Origin of the sequence: Vibrio sp. CUB2, assembly GCF_001557945.1 — a bacterium.
In the GTDB taxonomy this organism is placed as follows: domain Bacteria; phylum Pseudomonadota; class Gammaproteobacteria; order Enterobacterales; family Vibrionaceae; genus Vibrio; species Vibrio owensii.
In genome coordinates this window covers 129523-150174 of sequence record NZ_LNRB01000002.1, presented here as the reverse complement: position 1 = coordinate 150174, position 20652 = coordinate 129523, and the positions used below count along the sequence as shown (strand labels likewise).

At 46.3% G+C, this 20652-nt stretch carries 19 protein-coding genes and 1 other RNA gene; 13 read left to right on the top strand and 7 right to left on the bottom strand.

The features are described 5' to 3' along the window. Positions 1–128 precede the first annotated feature (128 nt). Together parE and parC are read left to right on the top strand one after the other, a co-directional pair. Complete coding sequence (gene parE / locus ATB78_RS03005) at positions 129–2009, top strand: DNA topoisomerase IV subunit B (RefSeq protein ID WP_005436086.1); 1881 nt, start codon at positions 129–131, stop codon at positions 2007–2009. A 3-nt stretch (positions 2010–2012) separates the two neighbouring features. After that, positions 2013–4301: a DNA topoisomerase IV subunit A gene (parC, locus tag ATB78_RS03000; RefSeq protein WP_009707747.1), complete on the top strand. Its 2289-nt coding sequence runs from the start codon at positions 2013–2015 to the stop codon at positions 4299–4301. Positions 4302–4339: 38 nt separating this feature from the next. Here parC and degS read toward each other — a convergent pair whose 3' ends face one another. From degS to zapG, 3 genes are all read right to left on the bottom strand, one after another. Further along, positions 4340–5407, bottom strand: a complete 1068-nt coding sequence (degS, locus tag ATB78_RS02995; protein WP_005436089.1) for an outer membrane-stress sensor serine endopeptidase DegS — start codon at positions 5405–5407, stop codon at positions 4340–4342. Between the two features lie 203 nt (positions 5408–5610). Continuing rightward, positions 5611–6978, bottom strand: coding sequence for a Do family serine endopeptidase (locus ATB78_RS02990; protein ID WP_061007775.1), 1368 nt, complete (start codon positions 6976–6978; stop codon positions 5611–5613). Between the two features lie 219 nt (positions 6979–7197). Continuing rightward, complete coding sequence (gene zapG / locus ATB78_RS02985; RefSeq protein WP_005436091.1) at positions 7198–7641, bottom strand: Z-ring associated protein ZapG; 444 nt, start codon at positions 7639–7641, stop codon at positions 7198–7200. Positions 7642–7837: 196 nt separating this feature from the next. Between zapG and zapE the strand changes: the two genes are divergently transcribed. The 8 genes from zapE to sspB all read left to right on the top strand — a co-directional run bounded on the left by zapE (position 7838) and on the right by sspB (position 14401). Next, entirely contained in the window at positions 7838–8941 is a 1104-nt protein-coding gene (gene zapE / locus ATB78_RS02980; RefSeq protein ID WP_009707745.1) for a cell division protein ZapE, read from the top strand. A 254-nt stretch (positions 8942–9195) separates the two neighbouring features. Continuing rightward, on the top strand, positions 9196–9624 hold the full coding sequence (rplM, locus tag ATB78_RS02975) for a 50S ribosomal protein L13 (protein ID WP_005436093.1): 429 nt from the start codon (positions 9196–9198) through the stop codon (positions 9622–9624). A gap of 15 nt (positions 9625–9639) precedes the next feature. Beyond that, positions 9640–10032 carry a 30S ribosomal protein S9 gene (gene rpsI, locus ATB78_RS02970; RefSeq protein WP_005436094.1) on the top strand — a complete coding sequence of 131 codons (393 nt, stop codon included), beginning with the start codon at positions 9640–9642 and terminating at the stop codon, positions 10030–10032. 548 nt (positions 10033–10580) lie between these two features. After that, positions 10581–11171, top strand: a complete 591-nt coding sequence (gene petA / locus ATB78_RS02965) for a ubiquinol-cytochrome c reductase iron-sulfur subunit (protein ID WP_005436095.1) — start codon at positions 10581–10583, stop codon at positions 11169–11171. Further along, complete coding sequence (locus ATB78_RS02960) at positions 11171–12436, top strand: cytochrome bc complex cytochrome b subunit (RefSeq protein ID WP_005436097.1); 1266 nt, start codon at positions 11171–11173, stop codon at positions 12434–12436. The genes petA and ATB78_RS02960 overlap by 1 nt, the downstream gene beginning before the upstream one ends. Then, on the top strand, positions 12433–13170 hold the full coding sequence (locus tag ATB78_RS02955; RefSeq protein WP_061007774.1) for a cytochrome c1: 738 nt from the start codon (positions 12433–12435) through the stop codon (positions 13168–13170). The genes ATB78_RS02960 and ATB78_RS02955 overlap by 4 nt, the downstream gene beginning before the upstream one ends. Positions 13171–13266: 96 nt before the next feature. Continuing rightward, on the top strand, positions 13267–13902 hold the full coding sequence (gene sspA, locus ATB78_RS02950) for a stringent starvation protein SspA (protein WP_005436105.1): 636 nt from the start codon (positions 13267–13269) through the stop codon (positions 13900–13902). 19 nt (positions 13903–13921) lie between these two features. Then, on the top strand, positions 13922–14401 hold the full coding sequence (gene sspB / locus ATB78_RS02945) for a ClpXP protease specificity-enhancing factor (protein ID WP_020193998.1): 480 nt from the start codon (positions 13922–13924) through the stop codon (positions 14399–14401). Between the two features lie 68 nt (positions 14402–14469). Here the strand turns inward: sspB and ATB78_RS02940 are convergent, their stop codons facing one another. Genes ATB78_RS02940 through ATB78_RS02925 form a run of 4 tightly spaced genes read right to left on the bottom strand, consistent with a single transcriptional unit; the run spans position 14470 to position 17902 of the window. After that, on the bottom strand, positions 14470–15120 hold the full coding sequence (locus ATB78_RS02940) for a BON domain-containing protein (RefSeq protein WP_061007773.1): 651 nt from the start codon (positions 15118–15120) through the stop codon (positions 14470–14472). Between the two features lie 21 nt (positions 15121–15141). Further along, complete coding sequence (locus ATB78_RS02935) at positions 15142–15732, bottom strand: phosphoheptose isomerase (protein ID WP_005436112.1); 591 nt, start codon at positions 15730–15732, stop codon at positions 15142–15144. A gap of 3 nt (positions 15733–15735) precedes the next feature. Next, positions 15736–16104: a YraN family protein gene (locus ATB78_RS02930; protein ID WP_038893956.1), complete on the bottom strand. Its 369-nt coding sequence runs from the start codon at positions 16102–16104 to the stop codon at positions 15736–15738. Continuing rightward, a complete protein-coding gene (locus ATB78_RS02925; RefSeq protein ID WP_061007772.1) occupies positions 16091–17902 on the bottom strand; it encodes a penicillin-binding protein activator in 1812 nt (603 codons plus the stop codon). The genes ATB78_RS02930 and ATB78_RS02925 overlap by 14 nt, the downstream gene beginning before the upstream one ends. Positions 17903–17970: 68 nt before the next feature. Between ATB78_RS02925 and rsmI the strand changes: the two genes are divergently transcribed. From rsmI to rsmH, 3 genes are all read left to right on the top strand, one after another. Continuing rightward, positions 17971–18834, top strand: a complete 864-nt coding sequence (rsmI, locus tag ATB78_RS02920; RefSeq protein WP_005428578.1) for a 16S rRNA (cytidine(1402)-2'-O)-methyltransferase — start codon at positions 17971–17973, stop codon at positions 18832–18834. Between the two features lie 261 nt (positions 18835–19095). Then, an RNA gene (rnpB, locus tag ATB78_RS02915) (RNase P RNA component class A) lies at positions 19096–19524 on the top strand. Positions 19525–19700: 176 nt separating this feature from the next. Next, positions 19701–20651 (top strand): 16S rRNA (cytosine(1402)-N(4))-methyltransferase RsmH, encoded by a 951-nt coding sequence (gene rsmH, locus ATB78_RS02910; protein WP_005436119.1) that lies wholly within the window; start codon positions 19701–19703, stop codon positions 20649–20651. Position 20652 lies beyond the last annotated feature (1 nt).

Genomic DNA, 20652 nt, shown 5'->3' with positions numbered 1-20652 from the left:
ACTACTTTGTTATGCGTGACCTTATGTTTGATAAGCATGCAGACGAGGTAGCTTTTTCGTTTCTCGAGTATGGCTCGCACAATTGCGAGGCTCGGGTTACAAGTAAACTTTGAGAACAATTCCGTATTATGACTGAACAATATAATGCTGGTGCCATTGAAGTACTGAATGGCTTAGAGCCAGTACGTCGCCGACCAGGGATGTATACGGATACAGCGCGCCCAAACCACTTGGGCCAAGAAGTTATCGATAACAGTGTCGATGAAGCGCTAGCCGGACATGCCTCAAAAGTACAAGTCATCCTACATGCTGACCAATCACTAGAAGTGATCGATGATGGTCGAGGCATGCCTGTTGATATCCACCCAGAAGAAAAGGTATCAGGTGTTGAACTGATCCTATGTAAGCTTCACGCAGGTGGTAAATTCTCTAATAAGAACTACCAATTCTCTGGTGGTTTGCACGGTGTAGGTATCTCTGTTGTAAACGCGCTGTCTAAGCGTGTTGAAGTGACCGTCCGTCGTGATGGTCAAGTGTATGAGATTGCTTTTGAACACGGTGATAAAGTTTCTGACCTAACGGTTGTCGGCACATGTGGTCGTCGTAACCGTGGTACCAGTGTGCACTTCTGGCCAGACGCTAAGTACTTTGATTCTGCAAACTTCTCAGTAACTCGTCTGGTGAATAACCTACGAGCGAAAGCAGTACTTTGTCCTGGTCTAGAAATTACTTTCACAGATAAAGTAAACAACAAAGACTACAAGTGGTTCTACGAAGATGGTTTGAAAGACTATCTAGCGGAAGGTGTGAAAGGTTATACCGTTCTACCAGAAGAACCATTTACTGGTGAATTCTCAGCGGAAACCGAAGCGGCTAACTGGGCGGTGATCTGGCAGCCAGAAGGCGGTGAGATGATCACGGAAAGTTACGTGAACCTTATCCCAACCGCACAAGGCGGTACTCACGTTAATGGCCTGCGCCAAGGCTTGCTCGATGCAATGCGTGAGTTCTGTGAATTCCGAAACTTGCTGCCTCGTGGCGTGAAGCTAACCGGTGATGACGTTTTTGACCGTTGTTCATACGTGCTATCAGTTAAGATTCAAGATCCTCAGTTTGCGGGTCAGACCAAAGAGCGTCTGTCTTCTCGTCAAACCGCTGCGTTTGTATCAGGCGTGGTGAAAGATTCATTCAGCCTTTGGTTGAACGAAAAACCACAGCTTGCAGAGCAACTTGCCGAAGTTTGTATCGCGAACGCCCATCGCCGTATGCGTGCGAGCAAAAAGGTTGTGCGTAAGAAGGTGGCCTCAGGCCCAGCACTGCCGGGTAAGCTGACAGACTGTTCTGTGCAAGACCTTAACCGCACCGAAATCTTCTTCGTGGAGGGTGACTCGGCGGGCGGTTCAGCTAAACAAGCACGTGATCGTGAGTTCCAAGCGGTCATGCCACTGCGCGGTAAGATCCTAAACACATGGGAAGTCTCTGCAGACCAAGTTCTGGCTTCTCAAGAAGTGCACGATATCTCAGTTGCTTTGGGTATCGACCCAGACAGCGACAACCTAGACAGCCTTCGCTACGGTAAGATCTGTATCCTTGCCGATGCGGACTCGGATGGTCTGCACATCGCAACGCTATTGTGTGCACTGTTCACACGTCACTTTCGGGCGCTGGTTGAAGCTGGTCATATCTACGTAGCGATGCCGCCTCTGTACCGTATCGACTGTGGTAAAGAAGTCTTTTATGCCCTCGATGATGATGAAAAAGATGGCGTACTAGAGCGCTTGTCGAAGAAGAAAGCCAAAATCAACGTGCAACGATTCAAAGGTCTGGGTGAGATGAACCCACTTCAGTTGCGCGAAACAACCATGGATCCAAATACGCGTCGTCTGGTTCAGTTAACCATTGATGACTCAGCAGCGACCATGGAAATGATGGACATGCTGCTTGGTAAGAAGCGAGCAGATGACCGTCGTTCTTGGCTACAAAGCAACGGCGATATGGCAGAGGTTTAACGGATGTCTACAGAAATTACTTATGATGGCGTTGAACAGTTGCCAATGCGCAAGTTCACTGAAGACGCTTATCTGAACTACTCGATGTACGTAATCATGGACCGCGCATTGCCATACATTGGCGATGGTTTGAAGCCGGTTCAACGACGCATCATTTACGCAATGTCGGAGCTTGGTCTTTCGGCATCAGCGAAATACAAAAAATCAGCACGTACCGTTGGTGACGTACTGGGTAAATACCACCCACATGGTGACTCTGCGTGTTACGAAGCGATGGTACTTATGGCTCAGCCATTCTCTTACCGCTACCCATTGGTAGATGGTCAAGGTAACTGGGGTGCGCCAGATGATCCGAAATCGTTCGCAGCAATGCGTTATACCGAAGCGAAACTATCTAAGTTTGCTGAAGTACTGCTAGGCGAACTGGGTCAAGGCACGGTTGAATGGCAACCAAACTTTGATGGCACGATGAAAGAGCCACAAATGTTGCCAGCACGTCTGCCTCATATCCTGCTAAACGGTGTAACTGGTATCGCGGTTGGTATGGCGACGGACATTCCGCCTCACAACGTTCGTGAAGTGGCGGATGCAACCATCCACTTAATCGACAACCCGAAAGCAGAACTGCCGGATGTGATGCAGTTCGTGAAAGGTCCTGATTACCCAACAGAAGCGGAAATTACTTCACCACAAGCGGATATCGAAAAGATTTACCGTAATGGTCGAGGTAGCATCAAGATGCGTGCGGTATGGCACAAAGAAGGTTCTGACATCGTCATTACTTCTCTGCCACACCAAGTCTCGGGTGCGAAGTTACTAGAACAAATCGCAAACCAAATGCGCGCGAAGAAACTACCAATGGTAGACGACCTTCGTGACGAATCGGATCACGAGAACCCAACTCGTATCGTAGTAGTGCCTAAGTCAAACCGTGTTGACTGTGACTTGTTGATGAATCACTTGTTCGCTTCAACCGATCTTGAGCGTAGCTACCGTGTTAACTTGAACATGATTGGTTTGGATAACCGTCCTCAAGTTAAAGGTCTGGTACAAATTCTGTCTGAGTGGATTGAATTCCGTCGTACTACTGTACGCCGTCGTCTACAACACCGCCTAGACAAAGTGATGGCTCGTTTGCACATCTTGGAAGGTTTGTTAGTTGCTTACCTAAACCTAGATGAAGTGATTGAGATCATTCGTACTGAAGACGATCCAAAAGCTGTGCTGATGGAGCGTTTTGGTATTACTGACATCCAAGCGGATGCAATTCTAGATACCAAACTTCGTCATCTAGCAAAACTAGAAGAGATGAAGATCCGTGGTGAGCAAGACGAGCTAGAAAAAGAGCGTGAGAAGCTAGAGCAGCTATTGGGTTCTGAGCGTCGTCTAAACACACTGCTGAAGAAAGAAATCAAAGCAGACGCAGAGAAATACGGTGATGACCGTCGTTCTCCATTGGTTGAGCGTGCAGAAGCAAAAGCGCTAACAGAACGTGACCTAGTACCAAGTGAACCAATCACAGTAGTACTCTCAGAGAAAGGCTGGATTCGCCATGCGAAAGGCCACGATGTTGACGCAGAAGGCTTAAGCTATAAATCTGGTGATAACTACCTAGCGCATGCGCGTGGTAAGAGTAACCAGCAAGCGGTATTCTTCGGTAGCGATGGTCGAAGCTACTCATTAGAGTCACATTCATTGCCATCCGCTCGAAGCCAAGGCGAACCGATTACAGGTCGCTTGAATATCACAGCGGGTAGCAGCATTCGCCAAGTGATCATGGGTGAAGATGAGCAACTATGGCTAGTTGGCTCTGACGCGGGTTACGGCTTTGTATGTAAAGGCTCTGAACTACTGTCTAAGAACCGAAGCGGTAAAGCCTTGGTGACGCTACCGGCCAACTCTGAGGTGATGACACCGAAGACGATTGCTGATTTGGATTCGGATGAAATTCTCGCAATTACCAACCAAGGCCGCATGTTGCTGTTCCCAATTAAAGACCTGCCGCAATTGGCGAAAGGTAAGGGTAACAAGATCATCAACATTCCTGCAGCGAAAGCGAAAGAGCGTGAAGAGGTTCTGTCTCACTTGATGGCATTGCCACAAGGTGCTTCTCTAACGCTTTATGCGGGTAAGCGTAAGCTAGGTTTGAAACCGGCAGACTTAGAAAACTTCCGTGGTGAACGTGGACGTCGAGGTAGCTTACTACCACGTGGCCTACAGCGCGTGACGCGAATTGAAATCGAGATGGGCGGAAGCTCAGAAGTTTCAGAAGAACCAAGCGACAGCGAATAACGCACAAATAAAAATCCCAGCCAATGGCTGGGATTTTTTTATGCTTCTTGTTTGTCTTCGGCGATGGTGACTTTTAAATTCATTTCTTTACCCTTGCGGATAATGCCAACATCGACGGAGGTGCCTGGGCGTAAGTCAGTAACGATGTCCATGACGCTCTGACGTCCTTGGACTTTCGTACCGTTGATACTGATGATTATGTCTTGCTTCTCAAAACCAGCCGCACTTGCGGGACCATTTGGGTCAATACCAAGAACCACAATACCACCAATATGCTCGTTGCCTAACAAGCGAGCAGTTACCGCATTAATATCTTGTCCATCAATACCGATATAACCGCGGATCACGCGGCCATCAGCGATGATCTTCTGCATAATCTTGTTTGCTAGCGGTGCTGGGATTGCAAATGAGATACCGTAGGTCTCAAGGTCTGTCGCCTGTTGGAATGACGCGGTATTGATACCGACCAGTTCACCTTGAGTATTCACCAATGCGCCACCGGAGTTGCCCTCATTGATAGCAGCATCGGTTTGGATAAAGGCTTGGCGACCATCACTGATGGACGAGCGGCCTGTCGCAGAGATAATGCCGAAGGTAGTCGTCTGGCCTAAGTTGTATGGGTTACCAATTGCAAGCACCACATCACCCACTTGAGGTTTGTAGTCAGCATTTAATGGGATAACGGGCAGATTAGAGCCTTCAACACGTAAGATCGCAATATCTGTACGCTTGTCTGTACCTACCAATTGAGCAGCAGCAACACGGCCATCTTGCAAGGCAACGACGATTTGATCAGCTTGGGCGACAACGTGATAGTTGGTAATGATGTAACCTTTTTCGCTCACGATAACGCCAGAACCTAGCCCTTGAGTCGATAGCTTGCTGCGATCATTTTCCACATATTTGCGGCTGTAGATATTCACCACCGCAGGTGCTGCCTTTCTTACCGCTTGGTTAAAAGACACTTCTAGCGATGCGATATTGCTCGGTTGCGGGTCAACAAGGGCGGTTGGGATAACATTGCTGCGCAAAGATGGAACGGCGAGTAATACGATAACGGCAGTTGCTAAGCCTAAAAAGACAGAACGTAACAAAAAGCTAAGCATAACCTCTCCATGATTGAGCGCCCAATTGGCATAGAAAACTGAAGGATAGCATTACATTGAAAAATAACAAAAGGGCAAGACGCGATCGTCTTGCCCTTTTAAAAAACCATGACATAAGAAGGAAAGTATTCGAGCGCTATCACTGATAAATATGTTGCTAGCGCTCGTTTGCTTTCAGCTATGTGATTGTTGATTGATGTCTATTAACGGATAACTAAGTAAACCGTCCGATCACCACGTTGAACGTTTATCGCGAGCACACCTTTGTGTTTTTCAACAATCGCGCGCAGTTCTGCTAAATTCTTCACACGCTTACGGTTAACACCAATAATGATATCGTCTTGCTCAAGTTGGTATTGTGCCGCAGGAGAGTTTTCAGCCACACTGGTCACCTTAACACCTTGGATTTTATCGCTTGGTGTGGTGTTGCTGAGTTCTGCACCTTTAAGGCCTTCGTGAAGCGTTTCCGCTTTCGCTTTCACATTGGTCGATTCACCTAACGTCACACCGAAGGATTTCTTCTTACCATCACGAATCACACCCAATGTGATCTCTTTGCCCGCACCGAGTGTTGCGACTTTTGCGCGTAACTCGGAGAAGGTATCAATCGACTTACCGTTTACGGAAGTAATCACATCACCAGCTTTCAGGCCTGCTTTATCTGCAGCGCTATCAGGCACTACTTGGCTAACAAACGCACCTTTACTCGATTCATAACCTAATGCTTCTGCCAGCTCTGAAGTGACTTCACCACCTTGTACGCCTAGCATGCCGCGTTTCACTTCGCCAAACTCTAGAATTTGGTCTGTTAAGTTTTTCATCATGTTAGATGGAATCGCAAAACCGATACCAACATTACCGCCATTCGGACCAAGAATCGCTGTATTTATACCGATCAGTTCACCATTGAGGTTAACTAAAGCACCGCCTGAGTTACCGCTGTTGATGGCCGCATCTGTTTGGATGAAGTTCTCGAAGTTCTCCACATTCAAGCCGCTTCGACCCAGTGCCGAGACGATACCCGAAGTGACGGTTTGACCAAGGCCAAACGGGTTACCAATCGCAACCGTGAAATCACCAACGCGTAGCTTGTCTGAATCAGCGACTTTAATCTGAGTCAGATCTTTTGCTTTCTCCAGTTTGAGTAGAGCAATGTCTGACATTTCATCTCCACCCACTAATTCTGCATCGTACTCTCGACCATCGTACAAACGGACACGGATGTCATCAGCGCCTTTAATTACATGGTAGTTTGTGACGATTTGCCCTTTGTCGGCGTTAATAATAACGCCAGAGCCTAAGCCTCGGAATGGACGTTCGCGAGTTTGCTCTGTTGGAAACTCAGGCCCAAAGAAGAACTGAAACTGCTCTGGGATACGGCTGGTTTGAACTTGTTTACCTTCAACCGCAATACTCACAACCGCAGGGGTCACTTTTTCGAGCATCGGGGCAAGGCTAGGTAACTGCTCCCCATCCACACTTAACGGCAGTGCCGCAGTCGCAGTAATTGGGGTGATGATTGAACCCAAGCTTAAAGATAGAACGGTTAGCGCAAGCAATGGTTTTTTCATCCAATAACTCCTCTTGAAACAGGTCTGTCAAAAAGAAATATCCGAACCGTTAGTTCTATACGGTTATTTAGTTATATAGGGATTAATTCGGATAATCAAAAGGTGGCGACAGCACACAGGTTGTTAGAGATGAGTTGCTTAAGAAAAGTTCAAAAAGGGTCAATACAAATTGATAAGAAATGTGTATGTATTGACCCAGTTAGGTAGGAAAGGAGGGGGTTAAGACGCTTTAGCAGTGACAGCTTCTGGGGCGTCGATGATTTCTTTTTCCTGATCCTTTAAAAGACCTGTTGCGCCGTTGGCGTAGTCTTTTGGTTGTTCGTTGACGTTAGATTGGTCTTCTTCAATCTGTTCAGTCGACATGGCTGTCTTCTTATCAAACGGATTGTCTTGCTCAGGCAAGTTAGGCAGAAGTTCTGAAGACGTCTTCGCCATGTGTTGGTACAGCTTGGTGTAGTCTTTACCTAAGGTATCCAACATTTCTGCAGTTTGTGCAAAGTGATCGACGAGCTCTTGACGTTGTTGCTCTAGCTCAAACTTGGCTGCTTCCAGCTCTTTTTGCACAGACTTTTGTTTTTTGTATTCGGGGGTGGTTAGTCTACTAATGACTACGCCTACGATTGTACCGACCAGCAAACCCACAATGGCATAAATCCAAGGCATAACTGCTCCTTATAGTTGTTTTAACAAGTCTTTTACTACTTAGTTACACGCGGTGCTAGTCCATGTTACTATGGCTTGAACAGCCGATAAAGAAAAATAGCGGTAAGTCTTCGGGGACTGATATCCATATCTCTCTATTCTAAAAGCTGACCCCGAGGTGACAATTTTTTCTGTACCTCTGATACGACTCAATGCCATGACACCATTACAACGATACCAACAAGACATAGCAGAGCATGGATTCCAGCGTGACGAAGCACAACATAATGCTGTCGTTGCTTTAGACAACCTTTACCATGCGATTGCAGAATTCCAGTCTGCGCCTATTCCTCAGCTTAGCACTTGGCAGAAATTACTGGGTAAAAAGCCTGAAATGCCAGAACCACCAAAAGGCTTGTACTTTTGGGGAGGAGTAGGGCGGGGTAAAACTTACCTCATGGATGCGTTTTTTGACGCCTTGCCGACAGAAAGAAAGATGCGCGTGCATTTTCACCGTTTTATGTATCGTGTGCATGATGAGCTCAAGCGTTTAGGTGAAGTGGAAAACCCGCTGTCAAAAGTGGCTGATTTATTCAAGAAAGAAGCGGATGTGGTCTGTTTTGATGAATTCTTCGTTTCCGATATCACAGATGCGATGATCTTAGCGACCTTGTTGCAAGAGATGTTTAAGCGACAAATGATTTTAGTCGCGACGTCGAACATTGAGCCTGAAAACTTGTATCGTAATGGCTTACAACGTGCGCGCTTTTTACCAGCGATAGACATGATCATTCAGCGCTGTGACGTGCTTAATGTCGACAGTGGAGTAGATTACCGCCTAAGAACGCTTCAACAAGCCGAAATCTATCATTATCCGTTGGATGAGCAGGCGTCTATCAATCTTAATACGTATTACCAACAGTTGATTGGTGAAAGAAAAGTTGCGGCGCACAGCATTGAAATCAACCATCGAGAAGTGGCGGTAATAGAGGCCAGTGATGGCGTGCTACATGCTTCTTTTGAACAACTGTGTCAAACCCCACGCAGTCAAAACGATTACATTGAATTATCGCGCATCTACCATACAGTCTTGCTAGCAGACGTGAAGCAAATGGATAGCAAGATAGATGATGCAGCGAGACGCTTTATTGCATTGGTCGATGAATTCTATGAACGTAACGTTAAGTTGATTATTTCTGCTGAAGTTGCAATGGAGTTCCTTTATACACAAGGACAGTTAGAGTTCGAATTTAAACGTTGCTTGTCTCGACTGACCGAAATGCAGAGTCACGAATACCTTGCTAGAGAGCATCTGGCGTAAAAAACAGCAACTCATCTTAAAAAAGTGAAGAAAAAATTAGTGATTTGGCGCAAAAAAAGGTGATTTTTTCTTCGCTCTTCTCTATAATCCTGCGACCCACCGTTACTGCAGACCTGAATATCGAAGTTATTTCGGCATAGAAGGTCGAGAGTACCAACGACTCGAAGGGGTGATGACTGGGCTCTTAGACAGTGTGGGAACACAATACTGTGTTCCTTTAAAGTTTAAAATTTAATTAACGGGTTATTATTAGCATGAAAACTTTCGTTGCTAAACCAGAAACTGTAAAACGCGACTGGTATGTTGTAGACGCAGAGGGTAAAACTCTTGGCCGTCTAGCAAGTGAAATTGCATCTCGCCTACGTGGCAAACATAAAGCTGAATACACTCCTCACGTTGACACTGGTGACTACATCATCGTTATCAACGCTGAGAAAGTTGCTGTAACTGGCAACAAAGCTAAAGGCAAAGTGTACTACCGTCACTCTGAATTCCCAGGTGGTCTAAAATCTATCACTTTTGAAAAGTTGATCGATCGTAAACCTGAGATGGTTCTTGAGCTAGCAGTTAAAGGCATGCTTCCACGTGGTCCTCTAGGCCGTGCTATGTACCGTAAGCTTAAAGTTTACGCGGGCGCTGAGCACAACCATGTTGCTCAACAACCACAAGTACTAGACATCTAATTGGGGATTTCGAAAATGGCAGAGAATCAATACTACGGCACTGGCCGTCGCAAAAGCTCAGCTGCGCGTGTTTTCATCAAACCAGGCAGCGGCAACATCGTAATCAACAAGCGTAGCCTTGATGAGTACTTCGGTCGTCCAACTTCTCGCATGGTTGTTAAACAACCTCTTGAGCTAGTTGAACTAACTGAGAAGCTAGACCTATACGTTACTGTTAAAGGTGGCGGTATTTCTGGTCAAGCTGGTGCTATCCGTCACGGTATCACTCGCGCTCTTATGGAGTACGATGAGTCTCTACGTCCTACTCTACGTGCAGCTGGTTACGTTACTCGTGACGCTCGTTGCGTTGAACGTAAGAAAGTTGGTCTACGTAAAGCACGTCGTCGTCCACAGTTCTCTAAGCGTTAATTTCCTCTTATCGGAAATTTATGCTGTTCCAGAGTTACTTTGGAAACTGTGCATCAAAGCTCGGCTATATGCCGAGCTTTTTGTTTTTCTAAAGCTTGAAAAGTCCGTTTTTCCTTTCGCATTTGTTTTCACATTCTTGCTTAATATCCTCGCAACATTTGATCGTTTTATCTGCAAGTTTTCTGGTTTTCTTCGTGCTACAAAACTGAGATAACAAAAGTGGAGGACTCCTTCACATTCTTGAAAGATCTTTCTATCTAATTGGCTGAAAACAGCCGAAATACAAGGCTTTTTATCTCGTTTCTAGCCATTCTTCGTTTCGCTTTCTTGTTACAAATCACATCTATTTTTTATAATTTTGCCGCTTTTGTGACAGCGTGAGCGATTTGCCTCACAATTGTTACAAAAAGGTAGCTTTATCTTGTCAAAAAGTAGGGTTTTCTTTATCATTTCCCCCCAATAAATAGAACTAAATTCATTATTTGTTAGCCATGCTCTTATAAGCGGAATAATAACGATCCAAAGGGAGCAAATGGGAGAATGTTTGGATGAGCAACGCGCCTTTAAATAACGGTCGCAGGCGTTTTCTAACCGCTACAACGGCAGTTGTTGGTGGATTAGGGGCAGCTGCCGTCGCCGTGCCTTTTATCAAATCATGGAATCCGAGCGCCAAAGCAAAAGCTGCGGGTGCACCGGTGGAAGTGGATATCAGTAAAATCGAAGCCGGTCAGATGGTTCGTGTTGAGTGGCAAGGTAAGCCTGTATGGGTTGTACGTCGTACTCAAGAAGTGGTGGATAACCTAAAGAACATCGACGGACAGCTTCGTGACCCACAATCAGAAATGGAACAACAGCCAGTTTATGCTCAGAATGCGCATCGTTCGATCAAACCTGAGTATTTCGTGGCAGTTGGCTTCTGTACTCACTTAGGTTGTTCACCGACCTATCTACCTGACACGTTCTCAGAGCAAGTCCAAGGCGTTAAGTCTGGCTTCTTCTGTCCATGTCATGGTTCTAAATTCGATATGGCTGGTCGAGTGTTCCAAGGTGTTCCTGCACCTCTGAACCTTGTGGTTCCTAAGCACATGTATTTGAGTGATACGAAGCTCATGATCGGTGTTGATGAGGGAGACGCATAATGCAAGCACTACTAGACTGGGTTGAAAAACGAATTCCCGCGATGAATGCTTATAAAAAGCATTTGTCTGAGTACCCAATGCCTAAGAACTTCAACTTTTGGTACCTTTTCGGTTCTCTGGCAATGTTGGTACTGGTTAACCAAATCCTTACGGGTATCTGGTTAACAATGAACTACGTTCCATCTGGTGATGGTGCGTTTGCTTCTATCGAATACATCATGCGTGACGTTGATTACGGCTGGTTGTTGCGTTACATGCACTCAACTGGCGCATCAGCGTTTTTCGTTGTTGTTTACCTGCACATGTTCCGTGGTCTGATTTACGGTTCATACCAAAAGCCTCGTGAGCTACTTTGGATCTTCGGTATGTTGATCTTCTTGGTTCTAATGGCAGAAGCCTTCATGGGTTACCTATTACCATGGGGTCAGATGTCATACTGGGGTGCTCAGGTAATCATTTCTCTGTTTGGTGCGATTCCTGTCATCGGTGACGACTTAACACTTTGGATCCGTGGTGACTACATCATCTCTGGTGCAACGCTGAACCGTTTCTTCGCACTACACGTTATTGCACTACCTATTGTTCTGCTTCTTCTTGTTGTTTTGCACGTATTGGCACTGCACGAAGTTGGCTCTAACAACCCGGATGGTATCGAGACTAAGCTGCCAAAAGGTTCAATGGGCGACGATTACGAAACGCAATTCAAGTTCCACGATTACTACACGAAGAAATACGACATCATCGATTCGATTCCTTTCCACCCGTACGGTACGGTTAAGGACTTGGTTGGTGTTGCTGGTTTCTTGTTCTTCTTCTGTTACGTGCTGTTCTTCAACCCAGAGATGGGTGGATACTTCCTTGAGCCGCCTAACTTTGAAGCTGCAAACCCACTGAAGACACCTGAGCATATCGCTCCTGTATGGTACTTCACACCGTTCTACGCGATCTTACGTGCGGTTCCAGACAAACTATTGGGTGTAATCCTAATGGGTGCGTCAATTGCAGTACTGTTTGTTCTACCTTGGTTGGACCGTTGTAAAGTGCGTTCATACCGTTACCGTAGCAAACTGCACCTGTTGAATATTGTTCAGTTCACTATCGCCTTTATCGCTCTGGGTATTTTGGGTGCACTGCCGGCAACGCCGCTGTACACAATTCTGTCTCAGATCTTTAGCTTGTGTTACTTCATGTTCTTTGTACTGCTGTTCTTCTACAGCAAAAATGAAGCAACCAAACCATTACCAGAGAGGGTGACATTCAAATGAAGAAGTGGATTGTAATTCTATTTGCTATGTTGCCATCTCTCGCGATGGCAGCGGGTGCCAACGTACCGCTAGACAAGGCGAACGTGGACCTATCGGATAAAGCTTCGCTACAAAACGGCGCGAAGCTATTCATGAACTACTGTTTTGCTTGTCACTCAACGCAATACCAGCGTTACGAGCGAGTAGCGACAGACTTGGATATTCCTGCTGACCTAATGAAGGAAAACCTGATTTTTGATCCTGAAGCGAAAATCGGTGACCTAATGGTAAATGCGATGCCTGCGAAGCAAGCGGGTGATTGGTTTGGTGCGCCGCCACCGGATCTAACACTTGTTGCCCGAGTTCGTGGTGCAGACTGGCTATACACTTACCTGCGCTCTTTCTATGTTGACCCATCTCGCCCATTCGGCGTGAACAACATTGTTTTCCCAAGTGTTGGTATGCCGCACGTTCTTGAAGAGCTTCAAGGCATCCCGACGCCAGTTTACGGCACAAAAGTTGTGGACGGTGAAGAAGTACAAGTGGTTGTTGGTACTGAAACTAACGGTACGGGTGAGCTAAGCTCTGGTGAGTATGACAAAGCAGTTGGCGACCTAGTGAACTTCCTAGTTTACTCTGGTGAGCCAGTTCAGCTAGAGCGTCATGCGCTTGGTTGGTGGGTAATGGGCTTCCTAGTTCTACTAACAATTGTTGTCGTGATGCTCAAGAAAGAGTATTGGCGCGATGTGCATTAATTGTGCTATCATACCGTGCTAATTCCCAATTTTAATTGACGAATAATGGAGGCTTAGCCTCCATTATTTTTATTTGTAAGTGTGCTGGAGGGCTCCATGGCTGTAGCTGCCAATAAACGTTCTGTGATGACTCTTTTCTCAAGTGCATCAGATTTGTATAGCCATCAGGTTCGCATCGTATTAGCTGAAAAAGGCGTAAGTGTTGAAGTTGAGCTTGTTGATGAAGCTAACCTTCCTGCTGAGCTTGTGGAACTGAACCCATACAAGTCAGTACCAACTCTTGTGGACCGTGAGCTAGCTCTTTACGATTCAAAAATCATCATGGAGTACTTGGACGAGCGTTTCCCTCATCCACCTCTAATGCCTGTTTACCCAGTTGCTCGTGGTAACAGCCGTCTGATGATGTACCGTATTGAACGCAACTGGTACTCACTAGCTGAAAAGGTTGTTAAAGGTAACGCGGAAGAATCAGAAAAAGCACGTACTAAACTACGTAACGATCTTCTGACTCTTGCACCAATCTTTGCAGAATACGAATACTTCATGAGTGAAGAGTTCAGCCTAATCGATTGTTACCTAGCTCCACTATTGTGGCGTCTACCTCAACTAGGTATCGACCTTGTAGGCCCTGGTTCTAAAGAGATCAAAGTTTACATGAACCGCGTATTTGAACGTGATTCATTCCTTGCTTCTCTAACTGAAGCTGAACGTGAAATGCGTCTAGTTCGCTAAGCGATTTAGATAACACGTTATGGATATTGCAAAAATGACTGCTCGCCGTCCGTACATGCTTCGCGCATTCTACGAGTGGCTAGTAGACAATGACTTAACTCCACACTTGGTGGTTGATGCAACCATGCCAGGTGTGCGTGTACCAGTTGAGTTTGTTCAAGATGGTCAAATCATCTTGAACATTGCTCCACGTGCTGTTGGTCAACTTGAGTTGGGTAATGATGCGATTACCTTCCACGCTCGTTTTAGTGGTCGTCCGCATTCGGTTATCGTGCCTGTTTACGCTGTACAAGCGATTTACGCACGTGAGAATGGTGCTGGCACCATGTTTGAACCAGAAGAAGCATACACCCATATTGAAGAGGAAGGGATTGTCGAAGAAGAGCAGTCTCCAACTTTCACCACGGTGAATGATGAATCTGAAATCGTGGACTCTGAGTCTGAAGAGGAAGAAACACCTCGCCCGAAAGGCAGACCAAGCTTACGAGTTATCAAATAAAAAAAGCAGCGTCGATACGCTGCTTTTTTCTTATCTAATTCAGCCTTTTTGATAACAGGCTTAGTCACTTATCCAAGCTCGTTTACCGGCGTCTCTTTTTCTGTCTCTGCCGGCACTGTATTTGCCGCTTCTGGTTCTTCAACTTCTAGTGGTTTTTCATCACCATACTGGAAGCCTTTGATTACCTGTTTTACGCCTGAGATATTGCGTGTGATCTCTGTTGCTCTCTCACTTTGTTCTGGCGTTACATAACCAAATAAGAATACATCGCTGTCTTCGGTGATGACTTTCACTTTCACGCCATTAAGCTCGCTGTCGGTAAGCAGCGCTGATTTCACTTTAGTCGTGATCCAACTGTCGTTACTGATTTGTGTCACGCTCAAAGGCTCTTTTTGCTTAATTTGGTTATGGATGTTCTTCACACCATTTACTTCACGAGCTTTGCTTTCAAACTCGTTGATGAGGTCTTGAGTTGGGGCTTGGCCCATTAATACGACAGTGCCGTTGTATGAGCTTGCAACGACGCGTGCTTTGCCTTTGAAAGGGGCTTTATTGCCAATTGCAGCGACTTCGAATTCGATGTTGTTGTCTTGCCAAATTTCTTTGGTCGTGCGCGTATCTGTAACGAGATTGGCAGTGGTCGCTGCCCCTGCAATAAACAAACCTGCACAGCCGCTCATGCTCAGCGCTGCAAACAAAATGACAAGACTACGTATCATAATTCTAAACTCTCAATTCGGTTATTCTTCGTGAGCTGGGAAAAGTACTTGGTCGATTAGATCACACAGACAATGAAGTGTCACCATGTGCACTTCATGAATGCGCGCTGTACGATGTGATGGGATGCGGATTTCAACATCATTCTCGCCAAGCAGGCCAGCCATTTCACCACCGTCTTTACCCGTTAGGGCGATGATGGTCATATCGCGTGTTACAGCTGCTTCCATCGCTTTAAGAACGTTTTTGCTGTTACCACTGGTCGAAATGGCTAATAAAATGTCGCCAGGCTGACCAAAGGCGCGTACTTGCTTAGAGAAGATCTCTTGGTAGTGGTAATCGTTCGCTACAGCAGTCAATGTTGTGTTATCTGCTGTTAAAGCCATTGCTGGAAGGCTAGGGCGCTCAGTTTCGAATCGGTTCAAAAGGCAAGAGACAAACTGTTGCGAGTTCGATGCACTGCCACCGTTACCACAGCATAGGATTTTATTGCCATTGAGTAGGCTCGACACCATAGCTTGAGCGGCGTGAGTAATGGCATCTGGCAACGCTTCTGCTGCCGCAATTTGAATTTGAATACTTTCTGTAAAACTGTCTTTAATGCTGTCTAGCATCGTTTATCCTTCAGAGATTGCATTTTGTATCCAGTTGATGTCTCGACCATTGTCGTGAATGGCGACCACATCAAACCGATAATCGATATTGTACGCCGAGCGTTTTTGCTGGCTTAGCCAAATTTGGGCTGTTTTGACTAGTTTACGCATTTTTGCGCGGGTGACCATTTCTGCTGCTGAGCCAAAGCTATCATTCTTACGATATTTGACCTCAACAAAGACGATAGTTTCACCTTGTTGGAAGATTAAATCAATTTCACCGACTTTAGTCAGAAAATTTTGATCTAAAAAGCGCAAACCCTGGCGCTGCAAATACTGCTTCGCCAGGGTTTCATATTGGTTGCCGATTTGTCTCTTACTAAAGAGCCCCACGCTCAGCCCAGTCTAGCTCACGTTCTACAACACAGTTGTTGTCGATGCTAAGCACGCCCGTCTGACCGCTTACCGAGTAACCCGGCAGAAGCTTCATTTGTGGCAATTCACCAATCAGTTTGTACGCGTCCATACCTAGCGCTTCCAAGCGTTTTTCCATGTTGGATTGATCTGACCATAGCTCATTCATTTCTGCCGCGATGGTTGGATCTGGGTTAATCAACATTGGAATGTCGCTGTATGCTACGCCAGAAAGATCTTCGTATGTTGCACCACCGCTGTTACTACGTGAGTTTGAGAACAACTTAGGTGGTTTCGCGTCTGGGTTAATCGCCACTTCAATAAATGGCTTAATAAGCGTAAGTTCAGAGCTGCGAGCAACAATATACACCGCGTCCACATCACGACGGCTGCGTGGTGGACTCTCTAAAGAAATACGCATTAGAGACTGCATTTGTGCGATACGTTGTTGGCTTTCTTGTAGGCCAAATACGCTGTTAATGTTCTTCTGAAGCTGACGCTTGTCGCCAAAGTAGCTCGAAGCCACTTTATTTGAGCTGTACTTGCGCCATTCTTCATTAAACGCTTCAACCACTCGCTGACCGTAAGCGCCATTTGGTGCCAAGATCATTGGGAATTGGTAGCCTTGATTGAACAAGTATTTTGCTGCTTGCGCTACTTCTTGCTCCGGAGACAGTGCTAGGTAACACATGTCTGTACCTGGTTGAACGTCTTCTGGAATGTTCAATGCTAGAGCTGGTATCTTCACGCCAGTTTCTGAGCCATCCAAGGTTGCTTGTAGTTTCTCAACGTTTTCTTTTTGCAGAGGACCAACAACAAAGTCGATGTTCTCGTTGATTAGACGCTGTTTGATTTGAGCTGCCGAATAAGCGTGAGTATCGATCACAGTTAGCGTCGCGCTTGGATCGCGCATGTCATCGTTCATCATTGCAAAGATGAAGCCGTCACGAATCAGCTGTGCTTGCGGAGCAAACTTGCCTGTAAGAGGCAGCAGTAGAGCTGTGTTGTTTGGCTTAACGATTTCTAGAGAAAGAATGTTTTGAATTTCAACTGGTGTGTAGACCGCTGCTGGGTGAGATGGGTTTTCACTTAGCCAACGTTCAAGCGTGTTCTTTAGCTGTGGAATGTTGCTTGAAAGGGTCTTTGAGTAGATTGCTAGTTGCAACCAGCCATCAAGTACATCTTCATTCGGTGCCGTTTGCAGTGCCGTCAGTTCACTGTCTGAATAGCTGGCAAAGTTCATCCAAATACGGCTAGAGATCTCACGTTGTTCTGCTGATGAAGCATATTGACCCTGTGCAACTAATTGGCGGTTTGCTTCGAACGGTTGGTTCATGCTTTGGTAAGCATCTGCACGCAGCTCGTAGTAGTCTTTCCACTGTTCGCTTGGCAGTTTCCAGTTAGGTTGGAAGTTCAGCGTTTGCAGCAATTGTGGGTAATTGCCTTTCTTTTGCTGTATGGTCGCACGGGCTAATTGCCACTCTGCTTGTTGAACTTCGGTCAATTGCTGACGAGAAAGACGCTTGATCAGCAACTCCGCTTGATCCAATTCGTTCGCTTGAATTGCCGCTTTGGTTGCCATGATCAGCCAGTCGTTTTGTAAGCTACCTTCGGTGCTATCCGCTTGAATCATGTAGTTTTGAACAGACTGTGTCGGCTCAAGTGTAATATCAACGCTATCTGGTTGGCGCGGGCCTGAAGAACAGGCGGCGAGCGTAATTGCCAGTGCAACAGGAGTAAGTAAGCGTGGTACACTGAGTCTCTTATGGTTCATCATTGCCGTGAGTTCTCTATAATTTTGTACAAAATTGTCTCTATATTAATCGTTGAAGTGATGGTAAACAAATGACAGATAAAAATAAGTTGCCGAATGAGGGGCCAACTCTCTACATCGTACCGACTCCAATCGGAAATTTAGCGGATATCACACAACGTGCTATCGAAGTTCTGTCGAATGTGGACATCATTGCCGCTGAGGATACTCGACATACGGGCAAATTACTGTCTCACTTCAATATCCAAACCAAAACTTTCGCGTTGCACGATCATAACGAGCAGCAAAAAGCGCAAGTATTGGTTGAAAAGCTATTATCAGGTCAATCTATCGCATTGGTGTCTGACGCTGGTACGCCGCTAATAAGCGATCCAGGATACCATTTGGTGACAAAATGTCGTCAAGCGGGCGTTAGAGTTGTGCCTCTTCCTGGTGCGTGTGCGGTCATCACTGCGTTAAGTGCGTCGGGCTTGCCTTCTGATCGCTTTAGTTTCGAAGGCTTTCTACCACCGAAAAGCAAAGGCCGTAAAGACAAGTTCTTGGAAATTGCGTCAGTGGAACGCACTTGTATCTTCTATGAATCGCCGCATCGCATTTTAGACTCTCTACAAGATATGTTAGACGTTCTTGGTCCAGAACGAGAAGTTGTCTTGGCGCGAGAGTTAACTAAAACCTTTGAAACCATTCAAGGAATGCCTCTGGGTGAACTGATTGAGTGGGTAAAAAGCGATGATAACCAACAGCGCGGTGAGATGGTTCTGCTTATTCACGGCCACCGTGACTCCACAGAAGATACTCTGCCAGACGAAGCAACCCGCACACTGGGTATTTTGACTAAAGAGCTTCCATTGAAGAAAGCTGCGGCACTTGCTGCAGAAATCTACAGCTTAAAGAAAAACGCACTGTATAAGTGGGGCTTGGAGAATCTAGGCTAGAAGTTTGTAGAGCGCTAACGCTTCGGGAACGCTACGCTTCGAGAGGCGGGATTCGAGAAGTGCGCTTTGGCCGTCTAGTGCAAGAGCCGTTAGTTTTCAGAGCTAATTAGATAAGATTGAGAAGGGAGTTGTTAACGCGACTCCTTTTTTATGAGTGCTGGCTCTTCGGGATGCTGCCTTTTTGACCACTTAACCAACCGTTTTCAGCATTTCTGTGATCTCACTAGACTCTGGGGGGATAACTCTATACAATCCGCCCTCGGAGCTGACTGGGTAGTCGCTGCTTTGTTGATGTCCTTCGGGAGACTGACGTCGAAGTCCCTTTGGGAGACTGACGTTGACGTCCTTCGGGAGACTGACAAAGGGGAGGAAAGTCCGGGCTTCATAGAGCAAGGTGCCAGGTAACGCCGGGGGGGCGCAAGCCTACGACAAGTGCAGCAGAGAGAAGACCGCCGATGGCCCTAGGGCACAGGTAAGGGTGAAAGGGTGCGGTAAGAGCGCACCGGACGACTAGTAATAGTTCGTAGCAGGGTAAACTCCACCTGAAGCAAGACCAAATAGGCCTCCACATTGCGTTGCTCGCGTAAGGAGGCGGGTAGGTTGCTCGAGCCAGTGAGTGATTGCTGGCCTAGACGAATGGCTACCGCCGCGCAAGCGGAACAGAACCCGGCTTATGTGTCGGCTCCACCTATTCGAGACCCATCTCTACTTCGGTAGTGATGGGTTTTTTGCATTTAATTGACGCAAACTATGTCATTACCAATAAACTTGGCGCTGAATCACGTCTAACTTTAGACTTGAGGTGGCGATGATGTGGGAAATCAGTACACTAAAGAATCGCTTCAAGATCATTCAACGAGACAGCTATGACCGAAACATTTCAACATATCTCCGTGTTATTAAATGAATCCATTGATGGCTTGGCTATCAAACCCGATGGTATCTATATCGATGGAACATTTGGCCGTGGCGGTCACAGCCGAACTATCTTGTCGAAACTCGGTGAAAACGGCCGACTTTACAGCATCGACCGTGACCCGCAAGCTATCGCAGAAGCGGCTAAAATCGACGATCCTCGTTTCACCATCATCCATGGTCCATTCTCAGGCATGGCGCAGTACGCAGAAGATTATGGCCTTGTTGGTAAAGTCGATGGTGTCTTGCTAGACCTTGGTGTGTCGTCTCCGCAACTTGATGATGCTGAACGTGGTTTTAGCTTTATGAAAGACGGCCCATTAGACATGCGTATGGACCCAACATCTGGTATCCCGGTGTCTCAATGGCTAATGGAAGCAGATCTTGATGATATCACTTGGGTGATTCGTGAGTTTGGTGAAGATAAGCATGCTCGCCGTATCGCAAAAGCTATTGTTGCTTATCGCGAAGATGAAGAAAATGAGCCAATGGTTCGTACTGGTCAGCTAGCAAAACTGATCTCAGATGCGGCACCAAAGAGCTTTAAAGAGAAAAAACACCCAGCAACCCGTGCTTTTCAGGCTTTTCGCATTTACATCAACAGTGAATTAGAAGAAATTGATACAGCGCTAAAAGGCGCGGCAAGCATTTTGGCTCCTGAAGGACGTTTGTCTGTGATCAGTTTCCACTCATTGGAAGATCGCATGGTGAAACGCTTCATTCGTAAAGAGAGCAAAGGCCCAGAAGTGCCACATGGCATTCCTATGACGGAAGAACAAATCCGAGCGCTTGGCAGTGCAAACATGAAGCCGATTGGTAAAGCGAATAAACCAACGAAACAAGAAATTGACATGAACCCGCGCTCTCGAAGCTCAGTGCTAAGAATTGCAGAAAAGCTTTAAT